Source organism: uncultured Shewanella sp., from assembly GCF_947501665.1.
Taxonomy (GTDB): domain Bacteria; phylum Pseudomonadota; class Gammaproteobacteria; order Enterobacterales; family Shewanellaceae; genus Shewanella.
Genome location: NZ_CANMWS010000002.1, coordinates 114332 through 135688 on the forward strand (window position 1 = coordinate 114332; position 21357 = coordinate 135688).

Genomic DNA, 21357 nt, shown 5'->3' on the forward strand with positions numbered 1-21357 from the left:
ACTTGACCCATATAGTGTCAAGTAACTTGGAACATCATTTTCCCGTTCAAATGCACCATCAGTTTTCTATAACCTAAACCTCGCCTTATCCTTCCTTGCGCGTTATCATTGCGCCGTATTTTCAATATGCATTTATAGTGATGTCAAAAAAGGTGTTTTTCTATGAGTAAAATCGTACTGGCCAGTGGTAATAAAGGAAAACTTAAAGAGTTTTCACAATTGATGCAGCATTACGGTGTCGAAGTCTTAGCCCAAAGCCAATTTCAAGTCAGTGAAGTAGCCGAAACAGGAACGACTTTTGTTGAAAATGCCATTATTAAAGCCAGACATGCAGCAAAGGCAACGGGCTTAGCCGCCATTGCTGATGATTCAGGTATTGAAGTTGATGTTCTACAAGGCGCGCCTGGTATTTACTCTGCTCGGTATTCAGGCGAAAATGCAACAGAGACAAAAAATGTTGATAAATTACTCAAAGCACTAACTCACTGTGATAAACGAACAGCTCGCTTTCAATGTGTACTGGTTTATCTCCGTCATGCCGCCGATCCCAGTCCTATCATTTGCCAAGCCCAATGGGAAGGCTCTATAGGCTTTCAGCCTAAAGGTGATAATGGTCATGGTTATGATCCCATTTTTATTCCTAATGAGCATGAATGTACAGCAGCAGAATTAAACAGTGAAGAAAAAAATAAACTCAGTCATAGGGGAAAGGCACTGACCTTGCTCATCACTGAAATGAAAAATAAAGGGCTTATTAATTAATGTTAGTTTTGCCTCCACTGAGCCTTTATATTCATATTCCTTGGTGCGTACAAAAGTGCCCTTATTGTGACTTTAATTCCCATGGTCAACAAAGTGCTCTGCCACAGCAAGATTATGTGGATGCCTTATTAAATGATCTCAAACAAGATCTTCAATATGTACAAGGGCGGCAGCTCGACACCATCTTTATTGGAGGCGGCACACCTTCGTTATTTGATGCTCAACACATTAAACGTATCCTTAAAGGCGTCAATCAACTCATTCCTTTTAAACAGAATATTGAAATCACCATGGAAGCCAATCCTGGCACATTAGAACATGACGATTTTACTGCTTATCAGCAAGCAGGTATTACACGTTTATCCATTGGAGTTCAAAGCTTTGCTAAAGAAAAGCTCAACCTTTTAGGACGGATCCATGGTGAAGAAGAGGCCAGAAATGCCGCCAGTAAAGCGGCACAAGCAGGATATAAGAGTTTTAATATTGATTTGATGCACGGTCTACCCAATCAAAGCTTTGATGAAGCTATGTCAGATATTGATACTGCAGCAAAACTGAACCCGCCTCACTTATCTTGGTATCAGTTAACCATAGAACCGAATACCTTATTCCATTCCAAGCCACCACAACTGCCCGATGACGAGGCTCTGTGGACAATTTACGAGCAAGGACAAAAGAAATTAGCGGCATTAGGATATGAGCAATATGAAATATCCGCCTACGCAAAACCAGGATTTCAATGCCAACATAATATTAATTATTGGCAATTTGGTGATTATCTTGGAATAGGCTGTGGCGCACACGGTAAAATAACTGATCTCACGAATAATACCTTACTACGCACTGTAAAAATTAAGCACCCCAAAGGCTATCTTGCCGCTGAAGATTATACTTTTAACACCCATATTATTGAAGAAGAAGACAGAGCACTGGAATATTTAATGAATCGCCTCAGGCTGATGCACCCTATTCCTAAAGATGAGTTTGAGCAACGAACGGGCCTTTGTCGAAACAGCATTCAAACCGGTATTGAAAAAGCCGCCACCAAAGGTTTATTAATCGATGAGCCAACACAATGGACCTTAACCCCAAAAGGCCATATGTTTGTTAATGAGTTACTGGCACAATTCTGTTAAAAGTAACATTTAGAAACATTTAATAACAAATAAAGCTCAACATTAAGCTTGAGCTTTATTATCATGTGGTCATTAAACATTACAAGGTCCATCATGAAGACATCGACTAATTTAAGCATTCTAGCTCTGTCTATTTCGCTTACCTTTATGGCCGCTGGGGTTTCCAGTCAAGATAGCGTTACTCCTCCCCATAAACAAAGTGTTACCAATAACGCGCTGAATAACAGTGCTGTTAATGAGATGACAAACGAAACAGAAAAAGCCAACGCGCTTTTTGAAACTATTTTCATGGAAGAATTGATGACCGATCCCATGGAACAAACTCGATTAGGAATGAAAACCCATTACGGAGAATGGGGGAATGTGGGAGAGGCAGCAGATAACGAAAAATTAAAACGAGCTAAACAATATCAGCTGCAATTAAATAAAATAGAGACTCAACAGCTCGATAGTCAAACTCTACTCAGCTACCAATTATTAAGCCAAAAGCTAAAACAGCAAATTGCCAATGATAAGTGGCGTTATCATAACTATCCCGTTAGCCAAATGCGTGGCTCTCATGCAGGTATGGTCTCTTTCCTTATCAATCATCATGCCATAGATAACCTTGATGATGCTAAAGCCTATATTAGCCGTTTAAATGCCATGCCAAAACGGTTAAATCAAGTTGAAAGTCAACTGAGAGTAAGAGCAAATAAAGGGATTATTGCACCCAGATTCATTTTCCCTTATGTCATTTCTGATAGTCAAAATATCATCACAGGCTTTCCATATGATAAAAAGGAGCCCAATGTTCTGTGGCAAGATTTTAATAAAAAAGTCAAAGCACTAAAGCTACCCCATAGAACAGAACAAGCCTTACTTGATTCGGCAAAAAAAGCATTGATAGAAAAAGTACAACCCGCTTATAGCCAATTTATTAACTATATCAATCAACTCAGTAAACGCAGTAATAATGAAGCGGGTGTATGGAAGTTTCCACAAGGGAATAACTTTTATGATGCCGCACTGAACAAAACGACGACAACGCAATTAAGCGCTGATGAGATCTACCGTATTGGCTTAGCTGAAGTTGAACGTATTCATGATGAAATGCGCGTCATAATGAAAAAAGTTGGCTTTAAAGGTACATTACAAGACTTCTTTGTTCACATGCGAAACAGTAAAGAATTTTACTACCCAGATACAGAACAAGGTAAAAATGATTATTTAAATGATGCAACTGCCCTCATCGATAATATGGCATTAAGACTTGATGATAGCTTTAAAATTAAGCCCAAGGCACCATTAACGGTAAAAAGAGTCGAAGCCTTTAGAGAAAAATCAGCAGGTAAAGCATTTTATAATGCACCTTCAGCCGATGGCACCCGCCCAGGTATTTATTACGCTAATTTGTATAAAATGGAAGCCATGCCGAAATATCAAATGGAAGCCTTGGCCTACCATGAAGGTATTCCAGGTCATCACATGCAACTTGCGATATCCCAAGAATTGGAAGGCATTCCAAAATTTAGAAAATTTGGTGGCTATACCGCATATATTGAAGGCTGGGGGCTCTACAGTGAGTATTTCCCAAAAGAAATGGGGCTTTATGCCGATCCCTACTCTGATTTTGGCCGTTTATCCATGGAATTATGGCGAGCTTGTCGACTGGTTGTTGACACTGGGATCCATCAAAAGAAGTGGACTCGAGAACAAGGTATTCAATATTATGTCACCAATACACCTAATGCAGAATCCGATGCAATAAAGATGGTTGAACGCCATATCGTCATGCCTTCACAAGCCACAGCTTATAAAATAGGCATGTTGAAAATTCTTGAATTACGCCAAAAAGCAAAACAAGCCTTAGGTGATCAATTTGATATTCGCGACTTCCATACTTTAATATTATCTAATGGTGCACTGCCATTGAATATATTGGAAGACCAAGTGAATAATTGGATTCAGGCAAGCAAAAGTTAAAAGCTAAAAAAGGGGGCTTTAAAAAGCCCCTTTTTCATTTTATGGTTTTCTTCTTGCGTACAGCTCTTTATATTTTTCATCCCAATAAGGCGGGCTACCGATATGGCCTTTAATAAACTCAATAAAAGCACTGACCTTAGGCGCTAAATGCTTACGCCTAGGATACACCGCTTGAAGCGGTAAGTGTTGAGTCAATTGCCAATCGGTCAACAAAGGGACTAAAGTCCCTTTCTCAATCTCATCTTCAAGTAAATAACTGGCTAAATAAACCACGCCTAAACCATTTATGGCGGCAGACTTTAACGCAGGAGCATTATCAATTCTAAAGTTGCCTGATACCCCTATTTCACAATAATCATCACCTTGTTTAAACTGCCATGTACTATGCTCATGCCATTCACCTTGATAAACAAGACAATTATGATCAACTAACTGTTCAGGCCTTGCTGGTCGACCATGTTTAGCAAGATACTCAGGCGATGCCACTAATAAGAATTGACACTTCATTAATGGACGCGCCACCATACCTAAAGGCAATTGCTCAGATAGAGTCAATAATAAATCAAGCCCCTCACTGACAATATCAACTTTATGATCTAATAGGCTCACTTGTAATTCTAACTCAGGATGCATTTCCATAAATTTAGGAATAGCGGGAATGATATGCATAGAGCCAAAAGATTGTGAAATACCCACCTTTAATAAACCGCGTGTTGCGTCATTTAAATTATGAACACTTGCGATTGCTTGATCTGCATCCCTTAATAATTCTTCTCCTTGAGAATATAACAGCTCACCCGCTTCTGTTAGACTTAAACTCCGAGTCGTACGCTGAATAAGCTGAACACCAAGTTTATGCTCAAGATCGGCAACTTGTGTACTCACTTTAGATTTAGATATACCCAACTTTCTTGCCGCAGCACTAAAACTGCCAGCTCGGGCTACATGGGTAAAAATAGCGATAGGTTCCAACAGTTCTAACATGTAAATTGCCTTAAAGTATTTACAGCACTAAAGATGCATTAATTCTTATGTATACTCATACCATATTATGATAACCCATTGACGTATCGTCAAAGTGACAGCTTGCTTTAAAAATCCTCTTTCTAAAAGTAAACTCAATATGAATAAGCAGTGACAACAATTTTTAGTATACCAAACTATTTCATTAACACATAAATAAGTGTAAAAACAAACTAATATACTCTACTATATGTAAACATTACATGATTATTAAGTGGGGATAAAGTCAAAACAAAGTAATAATAAAGGAGAGGTAAAGCCCAAAATAATTGAGCTTTACACGGTATGACCGTTTACAATCAGTTTAAAAAATAGAGCGACCTAATGCTTGGCACAAGGCTTCTAACGCTGCAGTCCCAGCCAACGAATTACCATTTTTATCGAGCTCAGGAGACCAAACACAAACTGATAGATCACCAGGAATAACAGCAATAATCCCGCCCCCAACACCACTTTTACCTGGCATTCCAACACGGTAGGCGAACTCTCCAGCCCCGTCATAGAGTCCCGAAGTTGCCAGTAATGCATTAAGTTGACGAGTTTGTACTTTCGTAATTAACTGCTCACCTGAAGCACTCTTACCACCATTAGCAAGATATAACATGGCTCGAGATAAATCAGCGCAGCTCATTCGCAATGAACAATAATGAAAATAACTTTGTAAAACAGTATCAACATCATTATTAAAATTACCAAAAGACTTCATTAAATAAGCAATTGCCGCATTTCGAGCACTATGTTGATATTCAGAAGTCGCCACTTTTTTATCGTAACTAATGCTAGAATTGCCACATAAACCTCTGACCACCTCTAACATTCTATGTTTTGGTGCGCCAAGACGAGATTGCAATAAATCCGCAATGACTAACGCACCTGCATTAATAAAAGGATTACGTGGTAACCCTCTTTCTAGTTCGACTTGCACTAAAGAGTTAAAGGATTGACCAGAAGGTTCTTTACCCACTCTAGACCAAATTTCATCTTCACTATAGTGACATAATGCTAAGGTTAAACTAAATACTTTGGAAATACTTTGTATAGAAAAAGGCTCAAGGTAATCACCTGCACCTACTGTCGTACCATCGATTGATGTGACAGCAATACCTAACTTATTGGCATTCACATTTGCTAAAGCCGGAATATAATCAGCAACTTTTCCTTGTCCAAGTAGCGGCCGAACAGTATCCATAACCTGCTCTAACAAGGCCAACTCAGGCATTAACTCCACCAAATATCATAAAGCGGACTCACTTCAACGTTCTTCACCGCCTTATCATCCCAAAAAGCTGCCACCGCAGCTCTATCATCTTCAGTACATTTACCAATAGTTTGCGTGGCAATAATGCCTTCCCACTCCTTATGACCGCCGCCATGAAATCCTAAATTCCTAGGTTCAATAACATCATCAACAAATTGATCCACAATAATGTCTATTTGTTCTTCAGGCACTGAATCATTAAAGGTCCAAGTGATATCAAACCCAAATTCTTGAAACTCATCAACACGCAATTTCTTGCGTAACCGACGACTGCGATTTGCGGCCATATTCTGACTCCTTATAAAAATTTTAGTTTATACGCTCAAACATTAAATCCCATACACCATGCCCTAAACGATGACCTCTAGCCTCAAATTTAGTCAGTGGTCTATGTTCAGGTCTAACAACACAATCACCTGTCGTAGACTGATTTTTATACCCAGGTGCATTATTCATGACTTCTAACATATGCTCGCTGTAATTTTCCCAATCAGTGGCAAGATGAAAAACACCACCAATTTTTAATTTACGCCGAATAAGTTCCGCAAATTCAGCTTGAACAATACGGCGCTTATGATGACGCTTCTTATGCCAAGGGTCGGGAAAGAAAAGTTGGACACCAGCCAGTGAGCCATCTTCAATGCTATGTTCTAATACTTCAATGGCATCATGATGATATACGCGTAAATTAGAGACTTCAGCAGTTGCCGCATCGGCTAAACAAGCACCCACTCCAGGTTTATGTACTTCAATACCAATAAAGTTCTTATGGGGCGAAGCGTTCGCCATTTCAACCAAAGACGCTCCCATACCAAAACCTATTTCAAGTATGGTATCAGCCTCTCTTTTAAAAACATCAACGAGTGAAATGGGCTTAGGCGTATAACTTAATCCCATAATAGGCCATTGCTGCTCCATCGCTTGAGCTTGACCTTTTGTCAGCCTACCCTCACGTAAAACAAAACTTCTCACTTTTCGAAGGTATTTACCTTCTTCATTAAACTCAGCGGTAGTCACATCGCTCATTAGCGTCCTCGGCCTAAATAACAATAGGATTAAAAAAGGGCATTATCCAAAGTTAATCGAACAGTGCAAGTAATATATCCCCGTGATCTTGAAGATGCAGGGTTCAGCTGGAATTAAAAGGCTTTCCTCTTTACTAATAAAAGTCAGCCCCTTGGGAGTCTGTAAAATCACCCGCATCTAAGAAGTATCAGATTAAAAGGCAATAAGCATTTCTGCAGCTTTTCTTTTACGATAGAGTACGCCTTGAATTAGAACCTTTTACAGACTCTGAAAACACGCATCTTCAAGTATCACTTATCGACAGACGGATCCCCAGCGTTTTAAACGGGCCATTATAAATGAAACATGATAAAAATTATACTCAATAACCTGCGTCAGAATTAATCTGTCCTATCATTTGCCCCTTGTTAAAGCCAACAGTGAAAGTTACACTGCGCGGATGAAAACAACTCCCCTTTTCTCCCAGCGAATTATCGACTGGTATGACTTACATGGCCGAAAACAATTGCCATGGCAATCCAATAAAACCCCGTATAAAGTCTGGATCTCAGAAATAATGCTACAACAAACCCAAGTAGCCACTGTTATTCCATATTTTAATCAATTCTTAACCCGCTTTCCTGACGTGCTTAGTCTAGCGAATGCAGAGCAAGATGAAGTGTTACATTTTTGGACCGGTTTAGGATATTACGCCAGAGCCAGAAACCTACACAAAGCAGCGCAACAGATCAGAGACAAATTCAACGGTCATTTTCCAACACAATATCCACAAGTACTGGATTTACCAGGAATCGGTCCTTCAACTGCCGGCGCTATCTTATCGTTATCACTCGGTCAACATCACGCTATTCTCGATGGTAACGTCAAAAGAGTATTGGCGCGTCATGGTATTATTGAAGGTTGGCCAGGGAAAAAGCCCGTAGAACAAGCATTATGGTCTCTCAGCCATCAATATACTCCTTCCATAGGTGTGCAAAAGTACAACCAAGCTATGATGGATATCGGTGCTACAATTTGCACTCGCTCTAAACCTAACTGTCCAGCTTGCCCTGTTGCTATAGACTGTAAAGCACAATTAAGTGGCAGGCAAAATGAGTTTCCAGGTAAAAAACCCAAAAAAACGATCCCTGAGAAAGCCGCATGGCTATTGGTAATGGTCGACCATGATAAAGTACTGCTTCATAAAAGACCACCAGCGGGTATTTGGGGCGGACTCTGGTGTTTTCCTGAATTTAAAACTCAAAAAGCGCTCGATGAGTACCTAATACAAGAAGGCATTAGCCTCACAACTAAAACTGAATTACCCGGATTTAGACATACATTTAGTCATTTTCATCTCGATATTCAACCCATTTTCGCCTCGATTTCAATGCAAAAAGATCATCGAGTAATGGAACAAAGCACCTCACTCTGGTATAACTTACCCAATCCACAAAAAGTTGGTTTGGCTCAAGCTACTGAAAGAGTTTTAGCCAGCTTACGTTCTATTTTAAATAAGGAATAATCATGGCTCGCACTGTCAATTGCGTCTATTTGAAAAAAGAAGCTGAAGGTCTTGGTTTTCAGCTTTATCCCGGTGAGCTGGGTAAACGTATCTTCGATAATGTGAGTAAAGAAGCTTGGGCCTTATGGCAGGCAAAGCAAACTATGCTTATCAATGAAAAAAAGCTAAACATGATGAACGTAGATGATAGAAAACTACTTGAAGAGCAAATGATCCGCTTTTTATTTGAAGGAAAAGATGTCGAAATAGAAGGCTTTGTACCTGAAGATAAAAAAGACTAATCTTACTTTTCTTTTAAAACAGCGTCGTTAGGCGCTGTTTTAAAAGAAAAATTAAACCTTAAATATTATTTCAACTTCCGTTTAACCATACTACAAGCAACTTAATCAATAATAATTCGTTACACTTTTATACAATTTTTTACTATACCAACGCTTTAGTATAATAACGAAAATCGCTATATTACCCTTTTAATTAGTAAGGACTTTGACTTCACTCTATCTTCAAAGAGATTTAAAATGGTTGCAAAAAATCACATTCGAATTGATGATAAATATTACATTAGCCCATGTGATATTCAGTTTTTTCATGAGTTTGGTTATCTAGTACTCCCCCAGATACTACTCACAAATGAAGTGAATGAACTTGAATACTGGTTTGATCATTTCATATCGGGTAACGAAAGCCATCAAATGGGGCGTGATTTTGCTGGTTTATCACAACCCTTTAATACTCCAATATCTCAGCTAGAGCTCATTACTGCTCTTTTTCCATCTCAATACCGGCCAGAATTAAAAAACAATATCTTTTTTAAAGTTGCTCAATGTATTGCCGATCAACTCTACTCTTCAGGCAAAACAGATCTCGACCTTGAATATTTCTCTGCCAAAAAACCCAATAAGATGCAAACCAAATATGCCATGCATCAAGACTTAACATCATGGCCTAAAACCGAAAAGCCTTGGACTGCTACCTTTTCTTTAGCTATCACTGATTCCACATTAGAAAATGGTTGCTTGGAAGTTATCTCTAATTCAAATTACGAATCGAGATTACGTAAATACCAATTGAAACAAAAGCATAATGAGTGTTGCCAAGCCCAAGAATCTCGTAGTCTTCCCCATGACAAAGTTATCCATTTACCCATTAAAAAAGGCGACGTGACAATCCATAATGAGCGTATTGTTCATGGCTCACAAGCCAATACAAGCCCTCACTGGCGTAAAATGTACTTCATGAGCTTTAGAGATAAAGAAACAATCAAACAACAGCAAGGAATGGGCTTTTCCCACTCAAGAAATAACCATAATAGTCAACATATTAAAAACAAAACACAACAATTAAAGCTGTAATTTAAATCCTTCATGGCTCGCTTCAAAACCTAAATTTTGATAAAAACGTAATGCATCGACTCGCTCTTTATTTGAAGTAAGTTGCACCATATGACATTGCCTTTGCTTCGCTCGAGCAATCGCCCACTTAAAAAACTGCGTTCCAAGTCCTTTTCCTCGATGCGCTTTATGTACTCTCACTCCTTCAATTAAACAGCGCCAACTACCAATATGGGTTAAATAAGGAATAAAAGTCAGTTGTAACATCCCCAAAATATCGCCTTTATCCTCAACAATAATTAATTCATTATTTTTATCTTCTAAAATTGCTTCAAAAGCCAATAAATAGGCAGGATTTATTGGAACATGGCCATCTTCCCGTAATTGACCCAAAGGATCATCAAATAACATCTGAACTAAGTCACTTAAATCTTCGTATTCTGCTTCTCTAAATAACACCCACCCCCTCCAAAAAATCGTTTAAAATACCATATAAAAATAATTAAAACAAAACCTTATAATTAACACCTTACTATTAAATCAATCATCAATACATAAAAAATAACACCATCATTACACAAACTAATAACGATACCATGATTAAGTCAAAATAGTCTGTTCTGGATCAAACACAAAAAAAATCCAATTATTCACCTTAACAATACACTAAATAGACCACCCCGTTGCATAAATAACCATATACAAAATTTACAAAACATCATTAACATTAAGTATTCAAAAGTAATTTTATTAACAATCTATTTTACATAAGATTCATTGAAATAGGATCTTTGTTTTATCAGTCACCCGTCATACTGAATGGAGAAAAAATGAATTTTTTAATTAATTACCCAAAGACCAGTTTAAAACTGCCAGTAATAATGTTGTGCACGACTTTCGCCAGCTCTATTATGGCTGAAGATATTGATACAAGTATCACAATCATATCTCCCACCCAAGATCAGTTTGTTGAACAAGGAACCATTACCGTGGTTGGCTCATACCTAAACGCAACGTCTGTAACGGTATCGGTGGATAATACCAATACTGTTACAGCCAATTTAATTGGTCAAAACTGGAACTCAATAATTGAAACCAGTGCATTAACAATAGGCGAACATACCATCACAGCTAATGCGACAGGTAATAATAGTGATGCAAGTAGCAGTGTAACCATTAATGTTATCGAACCTGCTGATAAAAAAACCACGGATATTACCTACTATTCCTCTATCGATGCTGAGCCAATAGAGGCTGTGCTATATGTCCCCGAGAGTATAAGCTCAAGTGAAACCACTGAAGATAAAATCCCCTTAGTTGTCCATTTACACGGTGGTGGAGGTTTTGGTGAACTAGATGATACTTTAGTCAGTGAATTAGAAAATCGAAATTGGATTGGAATTTCCCCAGATGGACGCCATTGGGGCTTAGCTAAACAAGGGTGTTTTCCAGGAGCCCCATCTTGGGCCTACGTCGACAGTAACGATCCTAATGTCGGCCCTGGAGAACAAGATATTCTTGATGCTATTATCTGGGCCCAAGAAAACTATAATATAGATGCAGATCGTATCTACCTAACTGGGTTTTCTATGGGAGGTAGAGGCACTTACAGTATCGGCCTAAAAAACCCTGATAAATTTGCCGCAATTGCCCCAATGTCTGGTCCCATGGACATGTTTGATGGCTATGCCACTCGTCCAGAGCCCGCAGCATGTAAAGAAGGGATCACGGGTGGTATTCCAGGTGACAGTCCACTTGTTGATACCATGTATAGGATCACCAGCGGCCGATTCTTAATCGAGAATGCTTACAATCTTCCCATTTTTATCGGCCATGGATTAGCAGATCCTATTGCACTTAACATTCAAGATACACCTAACGCATTATTACAAGGCTGGCATATCACAGTCGATAATACTTGGGCAGATTGCTCGGGTGCTCCTAGTTTAGGGCTTTGCTTTGGCCATACTCCGACCTTAACCGAACTAGCAGAAGAATACCCAAATGCCTATCAATGGGGTTACCATTTTGCTGCAAATGTTGCTCATGCTCAAGACGCCAGTTTACTCATAGGCAATAGCATAGACTCAGGCAGTGTTGGTACTATTGATCCAAACAATCCTCAACACATTTTAGGTGTCATGGACTTTTTTGCTCAACATGAAAGAGAAGCGTCCCCCAAGAGTGTTTTCTTTAAAACCTATACCGATACTCATAAGAAAAACCATTGGATAGAACTAACGTCTAGTACACCTTGGACCGATACACCCGCAGCCATTGAGGCAGAAAAAACAACAATATTGAATGCCATCAATGTTAATGCCTCTAGAGCCGCTAATATTGGAATTGATCTTGATGCAGCTAAACTTCAGGCTCATTTACCTATCACAATCAATCTGAATAAATTAGAGAATGATGTACTCGATCCCGCATTAAGAATGAATGAAGAAGAAATATTAAATCCTTCTTTGACACTCACAAGCAGTAACATATCCTTCAATGATGATGTAACCGTCATGGTACAAGGTAAGTTTTTAGCAGAAGATCAAATCACTATCAGTGAAGAGGAAATTCATATTAATAATATTGAAGTCCATTCCAACACCATGATTGGAATAAGAATTAAATAAATCGTTTTCTAAAGCTCAAGCGTATTGTAACAAGCAAATCGCCACCCACTTTTAAGAGATATAAAAAGTGGGTGAACAACCCCCGTTTATATTCAATAACCCCAATGATCACCAATTGATAATAATATTCTCATAGCTTTACACTCATCATACACAAATTTAATTGTATACGTTTTATCATAATGGGTAGACCACAGTTCTTCTTCTTTTCAAAAAGGCCTATTTATGCAAATGACTTTTATAAGATCTGTTATTTATTCCAGTATCGTCATCTTAACGAGCACTCGGCTTGCTCATGCAAGGCCTCAGCCGCCCAAGCAACCTAAATTTGACTTTATTACCATCCCAATGGAAGCATCAAATACAGATTCTGTTAATCAATTTCCTCTGGTTGATACAGGACAAATCACAACCTTTAATAATTTTAATGCCATTAAAGCCCCCCAGAAAGAGGAGAGTTTTTATGGTCAAGACGCACAACACTTAAAAAATATCCCCTCTTATACCAATAATCATGATGGAACAGTTACCGATAATGTCACTGGCCTGCAGTGGCAACAATCTTTTGAAGTAATGAGCTATCAGCAAGCCATCGATAAATTAAAGCACTTTAAGTTTGCTAATCACACAGACTGGCGCTTACCTTCAATTAAAGAGGCCTACTCATTAATGCTCTTTAATGGCATTGATATAAGTGCTAGAAATATGTCTCGCTCTGGTCAACACCGTAAACCTTTTATTGATATTAATTATTTTGATTTTGAATATGGCGCAAATGGTAGACGCCCTATCGATGTACAAATGCTCACTTCAACTGCTTATCAAGGTACAACAATGGGAGGTAATCAAACACTATTTGGCGTCAACCTTGCCGATGGACGGATCAAAGGTTACCCCTTGATGGATCCTCGCACTCGTTCAGGAAAAATGTATAGCGTACGTTTTGTTCGCGGCAGCACAGAATACGGTAAAAACCATTTTAAAAATAACCAAGATGGGACAGTTTCAGACTTAGCCACCCAACTCATGTGGCAACAAGATGACAATCAACAAGCTATTTCTTGGCAAAATGCATTACTACTGGCTCAAACACGTAATAAAGAAAACTATTTAGGCCATAACGATTGGCGTCTACCCAACGCAAAAGAATTACAAAGTATTGTCGATTATAACCGCTCACCCAGTGCAACACATTCAGCAGCAATTAACCCACTTTTTAATGTCACCTCCATTATAGATGAAGGTGGTCAGATAAATTATCCCTTTTATTGGACATCGACTACCCATAAAAATCAACAAGGCGGCGGTTCAGCTGTATATGTTTGTTTTGGAGAAGCATTGGGATTCTTTAAACCTCCAATGTCAAAAGGAGTGGCAAAACTCGAAGATGTACATGGTGCGGGTGCCCAGCGCAGCGATCCCAAAGTCGGAAAGGCCAGTGATTTCCCCCAAGGCTTTGGCCCTCAAGGCGATGTGAGACGTATGAAACACTATGTTCGCTTAGTTCGAGATATCAATTAAACACTAAAAAAACAAAAGGGCTTTTTTAAGGCCCTTTGTCATTTATAGTCATGATGAGTTAAAAACAATCAAGAAGATAGAGAAGCCACCCAAAAATGGGTGGCTGTAAACTCAAGGTTTCAATCCATTAATGGCATTGCAAATTGGCTGAAAACGCGTAACTGGCTATTGCCTCATTATTCGGTGAACCAACACGAACAGTCAATGCATTTTGCCCACACTCTTTCAAAGTGAAAGGAATATTGACATTTTTATGTTTGTATATTCGACCTACCCGCTGAAAACCAACAATGTTATCTTTATCATCTGTGATATAAACTAATTGTGATTGCGTGTTATGTGGCGTGCTGAGTCCAATATTCACACTCCTTTCATCTTGGTCATTCAATGATATTGTCATTGGATTTAACAACATTCCCTCTACAGCAGGAAGATCACCATCATTAATAAACGATGTATGATTTAATGCTGATGTTGCCATCAATGCAGGGCTATTTTTAGGTACCACAGTGAACTCTTGAGGGTGCATGCCCACATTATTGGTAAATGTCATCTCTATCTGGCCTAAAGTGGGCGAATTCAATGTTGCATATTGCAATGGCACATCACTGATGTCCCTAAATAAAGGGGAAGTATGACTACTGGCTAATCCCTTGCCGGGTAACTCTTCTAACATATTACCTTGCTTATCTTCAGCCCAAGCCACCACCCAAAAATGATATTGCCCTGCTAGGCCTGCAGTATTCCAGTCCACACTAGCCACTGACCAGTTATCCTGTCCAGCAGAAGTATAATTTGCACCACGCAAGGCAGGTATCCAAGTTTCACCAATCAATACTGCACTATTTGGTGCTAAATTCCCATTTTCAACCAAAGACTGACGATAAAATTGCACATGCACTTCACTGTTCACTGGCATATCAGTCAAACTGTAATTATAAATACGCGCACTTAAGGTCAATGTTTCACCCTCTTTTGCTTCATGGCGAGTTGTACTGCTCCCTTTTGGCGTCACAAATAACCCTCTCATATTATAAAAAGCGTTAAAGTGTTCATGCCCGGCGATTGTTGGCTGAAACGGTACCGCGCAGACAAAACGGTTTAAACAATTGGAGCCCGCTTCGTCTAAGTGCGTACTTTCATCTTTATTCCATCGGGTGGGGTTATTGAGTCCAATATCGATTTTTGATAACCCTTTTTTACCCCGCCACCAATTACCAGCCCAAGAGAGATCAGTAAAATTAACATAATGACCCAGTTTTAAGAACCCTGCGGATAAAGCCCCTGTCTCACTGTTATTTATGGTTTGTTTTACTGCCTCTGGCAAAAAAGGATCGTCCATGTCTATCTCAGCTAGATTGAACTTATCACCAAAAACGAGTGGCGTAAAACCGTAACTATATTCAATAGTTGAAGCAAAGGTATTAGGCTTGTCTATAGTGACTGTAGTACCGGCTGCATACTCACTGACGTTTGTCACCACCCCGGTTTTTGTTACTGATCCTTCATAGTTAACTTCAAATGAATTTTCATAACTTATTCCGGTTAATTTACTGAATAAATCATTGGTGCCATAAGTTGCACTAAAGCCTGCATTCCACATCCCCTTATTGATAATCGTATTGGTATCAGACAAAGTAGTACCATTCTTCCAGGACAATTTTAAAAATTGAGATCCTGTTCCCGTATAGAACATATTTTCGTGAGAAAATGCTGTTATCGGGTTACCATAATTTGCCTCTAATTGTGCAAAAGAGCGGGGGTAAGACAACACATTATTCACTTCATGAACTGGCTGATACCAGGCAACCTGCCCACCATCAATATAACTTTGCTGAGGTTGTGTCGCCTGAGAATACATCACATATTGCTGCCCTTTTTCACTATCAGTACAGTCATCAGATTCAGGGCAAACCCTGCCGCCTAATACCGGATAAATGAAATGTTCAGTGTATTGACTATTAATCCCAAGTCTGTCCTGAAAGCCAGTTTCAAACCCAACCACAACAGAATGAGATTCCGTTTCGGCGTTCACAGTATCAGCCGTTTTTTCATTTAAATACCCGCCACCGGCAGTGGCTTTAAAAGTGGCTTTAGCAGGTGACAACACTCCCCCCGTGCTTCCCCCTTCAGCTGAGGCTTGTGTTGTCACAGAGTTTTGTAAAGAAGTGATATTTTGCTCGGTATAACCATGAGAAACCGTTGCGCTTTTCTCAAATCTAGCCATATAGCTATCTGGATCCATACTCAGGTTAACCACCCGATTATCCTCAATATTCGGCGATGGATTCGTATTATCAAAAGGCAACATAAAATCCACATGAGCAGGCGGTGCCCCTATCACCACAAAAGGCTGTTGCATCACAGGTGTTTTATAGTAAAGCGGCGCCCCTAACCTCACAGACTGCCCGGTAAAATCACTGGTAGTGAGCATATTTTTAGCGAGGTAGAGCCTAGGTGCTCTTTGTGTATCCCTTAATGAAAAATAAGGGCGAAATGGCACACCAATTTCATGATTATCTTTACTTGTATCTAAATCATATCGTGTTATCTGTTCATTGGTATTTGCCTGAGGAAAAATATGTGCTCTTTTATCGCCATCAGTAGACTGATTAGATTGCAGCAGTACGATTTTATAGCGATTTGAATCGGTATCGACATTACTGCTGAGTAACAGCGCCAGGGAGTTAATGAGATCTGCGTCTTCTAATTTCCTGTCGGTAGGAAAGGTCATAGGATAATAAGGCGTCATACCTCTTAAGCGCCAATGATCGACACCAAAAGGCGTGGATGTTGACAAAACATTAAATCGCCCCCTATCCTGCTCATCTTTATAAAACTCCAGCTGTAACAGTGTCACTCTCGAGCCATTATTGCTATTGACCCCATCAGTCTCTGACTGGCAAGCCAGCCAAAGCTCATCTCTTGTTTGATTAACGAATTTTTTTCCTGCTTGAGCAAAACAATAGCCACCGTTATTTCTATACCCACCCACTATGTGAGGAAGAAAATCATTATCGAACGATTCACGAATTACCTCTAAACCTGATGAAGAAGAATTCAAGCTAAAAAGATCAAGACGCGCATACCAAGTTCTTTTAATAGAATCTCGTTCACTGGCAGTTATGGCAATCACATTCCCATTACCATAAAAATTACCAATACTGAGATCATAAGCAGCCTCATTACGTGGAGTATGATTACCAATCTGATCTAATCGAAAATTATTAGTATCATGTTTTATTACTTTAAATGCAGGTTTACTGGTTCCGTCATTATTATTACAAACAGAGTAAGTTCTATTTGAATACTTACCCGAACAAATTGTATAAACCCTAACATGTTTCGAAACGGCAAAGGCAATTTCCTGATTACCGTCCCCAGTTAGATCTCCTACAACAGGTTGACCGTACTGTATTGTTTCATTTATTGCCGCACCTAAAGGAGCAGGCTTGTATATTTCTGATACACTAATACCTTCGGATGGCTTTGTGTTATCCTTAGCCTGGATTAAAACAAAATGACTATAAAAATCATTAATTGATGTGACGCCAAATGACTCTGTATCACCAATCGCAATCACTTGATCAGTTCCCGCACCAACAAAGTCTGCTTTAACAGCATAATAATGATTTACAGATTTATTATTTTTAACCTTCAAATCTGGTAACACCTCCTTGATCAAAGGAGCGTGATTGCTATTTCTTTCAAATCTTTGATTATATACTTCAACTGAAAAAGAACTTCCATTAGCATCAGGAGTAAAGGAAACTGTCGAATCAGTTCCAATAGCAAACAATCTCGCGGACAACACTTCTGAATTACGTAACCCATTAATAGGAGTGGATTTAATATCAAACCCCTGCTCTACACCAACTCCTTCTTTGCTCAAGACTTCATGTTGAGCGATTCTTGGATGTAGGGTATTTTCTGTAAAATTAAAAAAAGTGGTATTGGACAATAAATCATCATGAGGAGAGATATGATGAAGTCCTTTTAAGGGATCTTCAATGGCCATGGCTCCCATAGATAAAAAAAATGATGATAATATGGCAATTTTATTTTTACACTTATTAACTGTTCCTTCCCCTATAAATCTATCCCTCATATTCTTTTCTCCTATAATGAATAACAAAAAACCCAAAATATTTAAAAGTGTTATTTATTATTAAGAGTCATTTCAATTTTATGAAATAACACACTAATAAATTGATAAGAATGCTAATGGGTAGACATGACTGGAAATACTCGAAAAAATCGACAATTAACAACGGAAAAAATATTAACTAAATAAAAAACAATGGATTAACACAAAACAATAAAGCAAGAAGGCTGGTTAATAATAATTAACATAACCTATTTCAAACTTTAAACCCCTACATTATTTCACTTAATTAACATTTACACTAATTTACAAATTATTATTTATCATTAGATTTTTAAATACGATACCTTGTTATTAAACATAGTAATAAGTAAATATAAGTAAACATGAATTTTCTATAAATAGATATTTATTGAAAATAAAATACGATATCAAATACACCTTTACCTTAAAATCATAGTATTAAATACCAATATAAACAAAATCCAAGTAAATCACCAAGAATAAAATAAAAAACACAATAATTCATAAATAATAAAAATAAAACAATATTACGTCACATTACGTCACATCATATCAAGTGTAACTACCTAACTTATCTGGCAACAAGATGACGACTCATCAGTGTTTTTTTAGGAAAACTTTAGGCTCCTTTAACCCTCCATTGTCAAAAGAGTTACAAAAACTCAAAAATATTGAGCAGTACCTGCACAACGCTTCCAAAGTTGAAAAGGCCAGTGATTGCCGCAAGGTTTTTATTCTCAAATAATATAAGGCGTATTAAGCACAAGCCATATTCGGCTCTTTATAGCGTTGGATAGGGGTTTTATTAGAAACACACCAAGGTCTATTGCCTGCTTGGGGTCCATCCTCAACCGGTAGCCATCGCCTTCATTCACGAACTTTATAGTGTTAAGTAAAGGCTATGTTCCAGAATACTGTTGTCTACCATAAGCCAATTGTAATATTTGTCGACTATCTCGCTTTTGACTGTTTTCTTTAAACCAACCAAGATAATTGGGCAAATACTTAGTCGCGATGCCTTTCATTTTTCCATTTACCCAAGCCTTGAAGTTCGCTATCTCACCATTGACTGTTTGGATATGGTAGATACCATCTATGACTCTTTGTGTATTATTTATTAGCCGCTTATGATCACATTGTCTCTCTTTGGCTATACCTGTATATACCCATGAACCATCACTACAAAGCACTGAATTAACTTCAATATTCTTGGATAAATTTGTCGCTATTTCTGATGCGGTATCCGCTAATAGTATAGGTGCTATCATATGTTTGCTTCGGTCTATTGATAGTAATATTGCCACTTGTCCTTCTTTCGTTCTTTTATCAATATCACTTCCTCGTTTTCTACTTACACGTGGCTGACTAATGGTTCTAGAGCCTTTTTCTGAATAAGCGAGAAAGAATTCATCTGCTTCAATAATCCCAGATAGCTTGTCATCATTTCTACCAGCTTGAGCACTGAGAAATCGATGTCGCCACAAAAATGCCGTTTTAAGGTTAATGCCGCATATTTTAGCAGCCTCTCTTAACGTTAACTTCAACTCCATACAGTGGGCGTATTTCTCCCATAGATGACTTTTATGAAGTTTCGCAAGTGGAGTATTTGTTTTATTATTAAAGGTCTTATGACATTTGTTACAACGATATCTTTGTATCATCCTTGCTTTTCCCCACTTCTTGAACTTAGCAGAGTGACAATGTGGGCATTGTGCTGAGACATCAAAAAGGGGTTGAATGAGCTCATCGATAGGAATTTCAGTGTCTAATGCTTGAATTGACTGGTGAACCACTTCTCTTTGGCCTGGCGTCATAGAGATAAGTGATTTTGTTATCTGGTTAAGTTTACTCACCAATAATTTTGTTTTCATTGCTATTATCTTCAATCAGTTAGCTCCACCTATTAAGTATAGACAACATTTTTATACAACAGCGCCTAAGTAAAACAATACTAACAATTCTAGATTTGGGTTTGTTTTGGTTAATAAATGTAATCAAAAAAACTCACCACCTTCAAATAGAAATTCCCAATTCCTCCCATAATACCCGCTTGTTCGGGTACAATGAGCACTCTTGCTGATGCACCAACCCGTTGAATTTTACCATTCAGATTTTGCTCAATTTTAATGCGTACTTGAAAACGTTTTGAGCGTGTTATCCAAGTCATTGGATTCTTAATTTCAGGCAGCAGCCCCGATGGATAGCCTTGCCCAATAACATTCCCTAATCCTAGATTATCAACACGGCTATAAAATACCTGATTAGGATACATAAAAAGACTAAATGAGACTGGCTGCTCTTCTTTAATTATCGATAGCGCATTTTCTTTAAAATTAGCAACTAGCCACCAATTAGCTGTATCGATTACAGTCATAACCTTATCATCCGCTTCAATATAACTACCAATACTTAACTGGAGGTTATCAATAACGCCATCAAACGGCACAATAAAAGTTGTTTTATCAAGTTCATATTGAGCACTAGCAAGCTCAGCTTCAGCCAATTTAACACTTGCATTTTCATCACCGATCATCGCACTTAACTGACTATTCAGTATTTGTATTTCATCAGTAGTGGAAAGGACCTGAGCTTGCGCTTGCTGGTAATTATTATACGCCTGATCTCTATCATCTTTAGAAGAGAGTTGTTGTTCAGCAAGTTTCTCATATCTCAAGTACTCTTTCTTTGTATAAACTAATTCAGCTTCTTGCCCAGCTAATATATGTTGCTGTTGTTCTAATTGATCTTGTAATTGTTGAATGTTAGCTTTAATCAGCACTAAATTTGCAGTATAACGATCAACTTGATATTGATAAGGTTCTGGATCCAGTTGAAATATTTTATCACCTTTTTTAACTTTACTGCCATTTTTCACAAAAACTGAAATGACTCTCCCATCCACTTGAGGTGAAACTTGTAATACAGTAGCTTGAATATAAGCATCAGATGTATATGGCGTATATCTATCAGCTAAAACAAAAAATATAACCAAAAAAACGAATAATAATAGTAATAATGCCAACCAAGCATTAATCGAATAAAAAAGTAATCGAAACCGTTTCATCGTTTATC

Annotated in this window: 16 protein-coding genes; 8 read left to right on the plus strand and 8 right to left on the minus strand. The window is 38.3% G+C overall.

All coding sequences use genetic code 11. The features are described from left to right. Window positions 1-162: 162 nt before the first annotated feature. The 3 genes from rdgB to Q0976_RS02010 all read left to right on the plus strand — a co-directional run bounded on the left by rdgB (window position 163) and on the right by Q0976_RS02010 (window position 3863). Window positions 163-762: an RdgB/HAM1 family non-canonical purine NTP pyrophosphatase gene (rdgB, locus tag Q0976_RS02000; RefSeq protein ID WP_299490405.1), complete on the plus strand. Its 600-nt coding sequence runs from the start codon at window positions 163-165 to the stop codon at window positions 760-762. After that, on the plus strand, window positions 762-1898 hold the full coding sequence (gene hemW, locus Q0976_RS02005) for a radical SAM family heme chaperone HemW (protein ID WP_299490406.1): 1137 nt from the start codon (window positions 762-764) through the stop codon (window positions 1896-1898). Before rdgB ends, hemW begins: the two co-directional genes overlap by 1 nt. Window positions 1899-1991: 93 nt before the next feature. After that, window positions 1992-3863, plus strand: coding sequence for a DUF885 family protein (locus tag Q0976_RS02010; protein ID WP_299490408.1), 1872 nt, complete (start codon window positions 1992-1994; stop codon window positions 3861-3863). A 39-nt stretch (window positions 3864-3902) separates the two neighbouring features. On the opposite strand, the gene Q0976_RS02015 is transcribed toward Q0976_RS02010, so the two are convergent. The 4 genes from Q0976_RS02015 to trmB all read right to left on the minus strand — a co-directional run bounded on the left by Q0976_RS02015 (window position 3903) and on the right by trmB (window position 7170). Then, window positions 3903-4847, minus strand: a complete 945-nt coding sequence (locus Q0976_RS02015) for a LysR family transcriptional regulator (RefSeq protein ID WP_299490409.1) — start codon at window positions 4845-4847, stop codon at window positions 3903-3905. A gap of 343 nt (window positions 4848-5190) precedes the next feature. Next, window positions 5191-6105 (minus strand): glutaminase B, encoded by a 915-nt coding sequence (gene glsB, locus Q0976_RS02020; protein WP_299490410.1) that lies wholly within the window; start codon window positions 6103-6105, stop codon window positions 5191-5193. Next, on the minus strand, window positions 6105-6431 hold the full coding sequence (locus tag Q0976_RS02025) for a 50S ribosome-binding protein YggL (RefSeq protein ID WP_299490411.1): 327 nt from the start codon (window positions 6429-6431) through the stop codon (window positions 6105-6107). Before Q0976_RS02025 ends, glsB begins: the two co-directional genes overlap by 1 nt. 22 nt (window positions 6432-6453) lie before the next feature. Next, entirely contained in the window at window positions 6454-7170 is a 717-nt protein-coding gene (gene trmB / locus Q0976_RS02030) for a tRNA (guanosine(46)-N7)-methyltransferase TrmB (protein ID WP_299490412.1), read from the minus strand. 439 nt (window positions 7171-7609) lie between these two features. Here trmB and mutY point away from each other — a divergent pair, with 439 nt between their 5' ends. From mutY to Q0976_RS02045, 3 genes are all read left to right on the plus strand, one after another. After that, window positions 7610-8674: an A/G-specific adenine glycosylase gene (gene mutY / locus Q0976_RS02035; RefSeq protein WP_299490413.1), complete on the plus strand. Its 1065-nt coding sequence runs from the start codon at window positions 7610-7612 to the stop codon at window positions 8672-8674. Between the two features lie 2 nt (window positions 8675-8676). Then, window positions 8677-8955, plus strand: a complete 279-nt coding sequence (locus tag Q0976_RS02040) for an oxidative damage protection protein (protein WP_299490414.1) — start codon at window positions 8677-8679, stop codon at window positions 8953-8955. Between the two features lie 237 nt (window positions 8956-9192). Then, the gene (locus Q0976_RS02045; protein WP_299490415.1) at window positions 9193-10026 is read left to right on the plus strand and encodes a phytanoyl-CoA dioxygenase family protein; all 834 of its coding nucleotides are present in this window, start codon (window positions 9193-9195) and stop codon (window positions 10024-10026) included. Here the strand turns inward: Q0976_RS02045 and Q0976_RS02050 are convergent. Beyond that, window positions 10015-10464 carry a GNAT family N-acetyltransferase gene (locus tag Q0976_RS02050; protein ID WP_299490416.1) on the minus strand — a complete coding sequence of 150 codons (450 nt, stop codon included), beginning with the start codon at window positions 10462-10464 and terminating at the stop codon, window positions 10015-10017. The genes Q0976_RS02045 and Q0976_RS02050 overlap by 12 nt on opposite strands. Before the next feature lie 371 nt (window positions 10465-10835). On the opposite strand from Q0976_RS02050, the gene Q0976_RS02055 reads away from it, so the two are divergent. Then, window positions 10836-12635 (plus strand): prolyl oligopeptidase family serine peptidase, encoded by a 1800-nt coding sequence (locus Q0976_RS02055; protein WP_299490417.1) that lies wholly within the window; start codon window positions 10836-10838, stop codon window positions 12633-12635. A 231-nt stretch (window positions 12636-12866) separates the two neighbouring features. Beyond that, window positions 12867-14156 carry a DUF1566 domain-containing protein gene (locus tag Q0976_RS02060; protein ID WP_299490428.1) on the plus strand — a complete coding sequence of 430 codons (1290 nt, stop codon included), beginning with the start codon at window positions 12867-12869 and terminating at the stop codon, window positions 14154-14156. A gap of 127 nt (window positions 14157-14283) precedes the next feature. On the opposite strand, the gene Q0976_RS02065 is transcribed toward Q0976_RS02060, so the two are convergent. From Q0976_RS02065 to Q0976_RS02075, 3 genes are all read right to left on the minus strand, one after another. Then, complete coding sequence (locus Q0976_RS02065; RefSeq protein WP_299490430.1) at window positions 14284-18264, minus strand: hypothetical protein; 3981 nt, start codon at window positions 18262-18264, stop codon at window positions 14284-14286. 920 nt (window positions 18265-19184) lie between these two features. Beyond that, window positions 19185-20156: an IS1595 family transposase gene (locus Q0976_RS02070; protein ID WP_299490432.1), complete on the minus strand. Its 972-nt coding sequence runs from the start codon at window positions 20154-20156 to the stop codon at window positions 19185-19187. A 110-nt stretch (window positions 20157-20266) separates the two neighbouring features. Next, on the minus strand, window positions 20267-21349 hold the full coding sequence (locus tag Q0976_RS02075) for an HlyD family secretion protein (protein WP_299490434.1): 1083 nt from the start codon (window positions 21347-21349) through the stop codon (window positions 20267-20269). Window positions 21350-21357: the final 8 nt, after the last annotated feature.

What these genes read in the sequence shown, in the direction of transcription:
- Q0976_RS02075 (WP_299490434.1), bottom strand. Translation starts at nt 21,349, where the DNA reads ATGAAACGGTTTCGATTACTTTTTTATTCGATTAATGCTTGGTTGGCA.
- hemW (WP_299490406.1), top strand. Translation starts at nt 762, where the DNA reads ATGTTAGTTTTGCCTCCACTGAGCCTTTATATTCATATTCCTTGGTGC.
- Q0976_RS02045 (WP_299490415.1), top strand. Translation starts at nt 9,193, where the DNA reads ATGGTTGCAAAAAATCACATTCGAATTGATGATAAATATTACATTAGC.
- Q0976_RS02015 (WP_299490409.1), bottom strand. Translation starts at nt 4,847, where the DNA reads ATGTTAGAACTGTTGGAACCTATCGCTATTTTTACCCATGTAGCCCGA.
- Q0976_RS02025 (WP_299490411.1), bottom strand. Translation starts at nt 6,431, where the DNA reads ATGGCCGCAAATCGCAGTCGTCGGTTACGCAAGAAATTGCGTGTTGAT.
- mutY (WP_299490413.1), top strand. Translation starts at nt 7,610, where the DNA reads ATGAAAACAACTCCCCTTTTCTCCCAGCGAATTATCGACTGGTATGAC.
- glsB (WP_299490410.1), bottom strand. Translation starts at nt 6,105, where the DNA reads ATGCCTGAGTTGGCCTTGTTAGAGCAGGTTATGGATACTGTTCGGCCG.
- Q0976_RS02010 (WP_299490408.1), top strand. Translation starts at nt 1,992, where the DNA reads ATGAAGACATCGACTAATTTAAGCATTCTAGCTCTGTCTATTTCGCTT.
- rdgB (WP_299490405.1), top strand. Translation starts at nt 163, where the DNA reads ATGAGTAAAATCGTACTGGCCAGTGGTAATAAAGGAAAACTTAAAGAG.
- Q0976_RS02065 (WP_299490430.1), bottom strand. Translation starts at nt 18,264, where the DNA reads ATGAGGGATAGATTTATAGGGGAAGGAACAGTTAATAAGTGTAAAAAT.
- trmB (WP_299490412.1), bottom strand. Translation starts at nt 7,170, where the DNA reads ATGAGCGATGTGACTACCGCTGAGTTTAATGAAGAAGGTAAATACCTT.
- Q0976_RS02070 (WP_299490432.1), bottom strand. Translation starts at nt 20,156, where the DNA reads ATGAAAACAAAATTATTGGTGAGTAAACTTAACCAGATAACAAAATCA.
- Q0976_RS02060 (WP_299490428.1), top strand. Translation starts at nt 12,867, where the DNA reads ATGACTTTTATAAGATCTGTTATTTATTCCAGTATCGTCATCTTAACG.
- Q0976_RS02055 (WP_299490417.1), top strand. Translation starts at nt 10,836, where the DNA reads ATGAATTTTTTAATTAATTACCCAAAGACCAGTTTAAAACTGCCAGTA.
- Q0976_RS02040 (WP_299490414.1), top strand. Translation starts at nt 8,677, where the DNA reads ATGGCTCGCACTGTCAATTGCGTCTATTTGAAAAAAGAAGCTGAAGGT.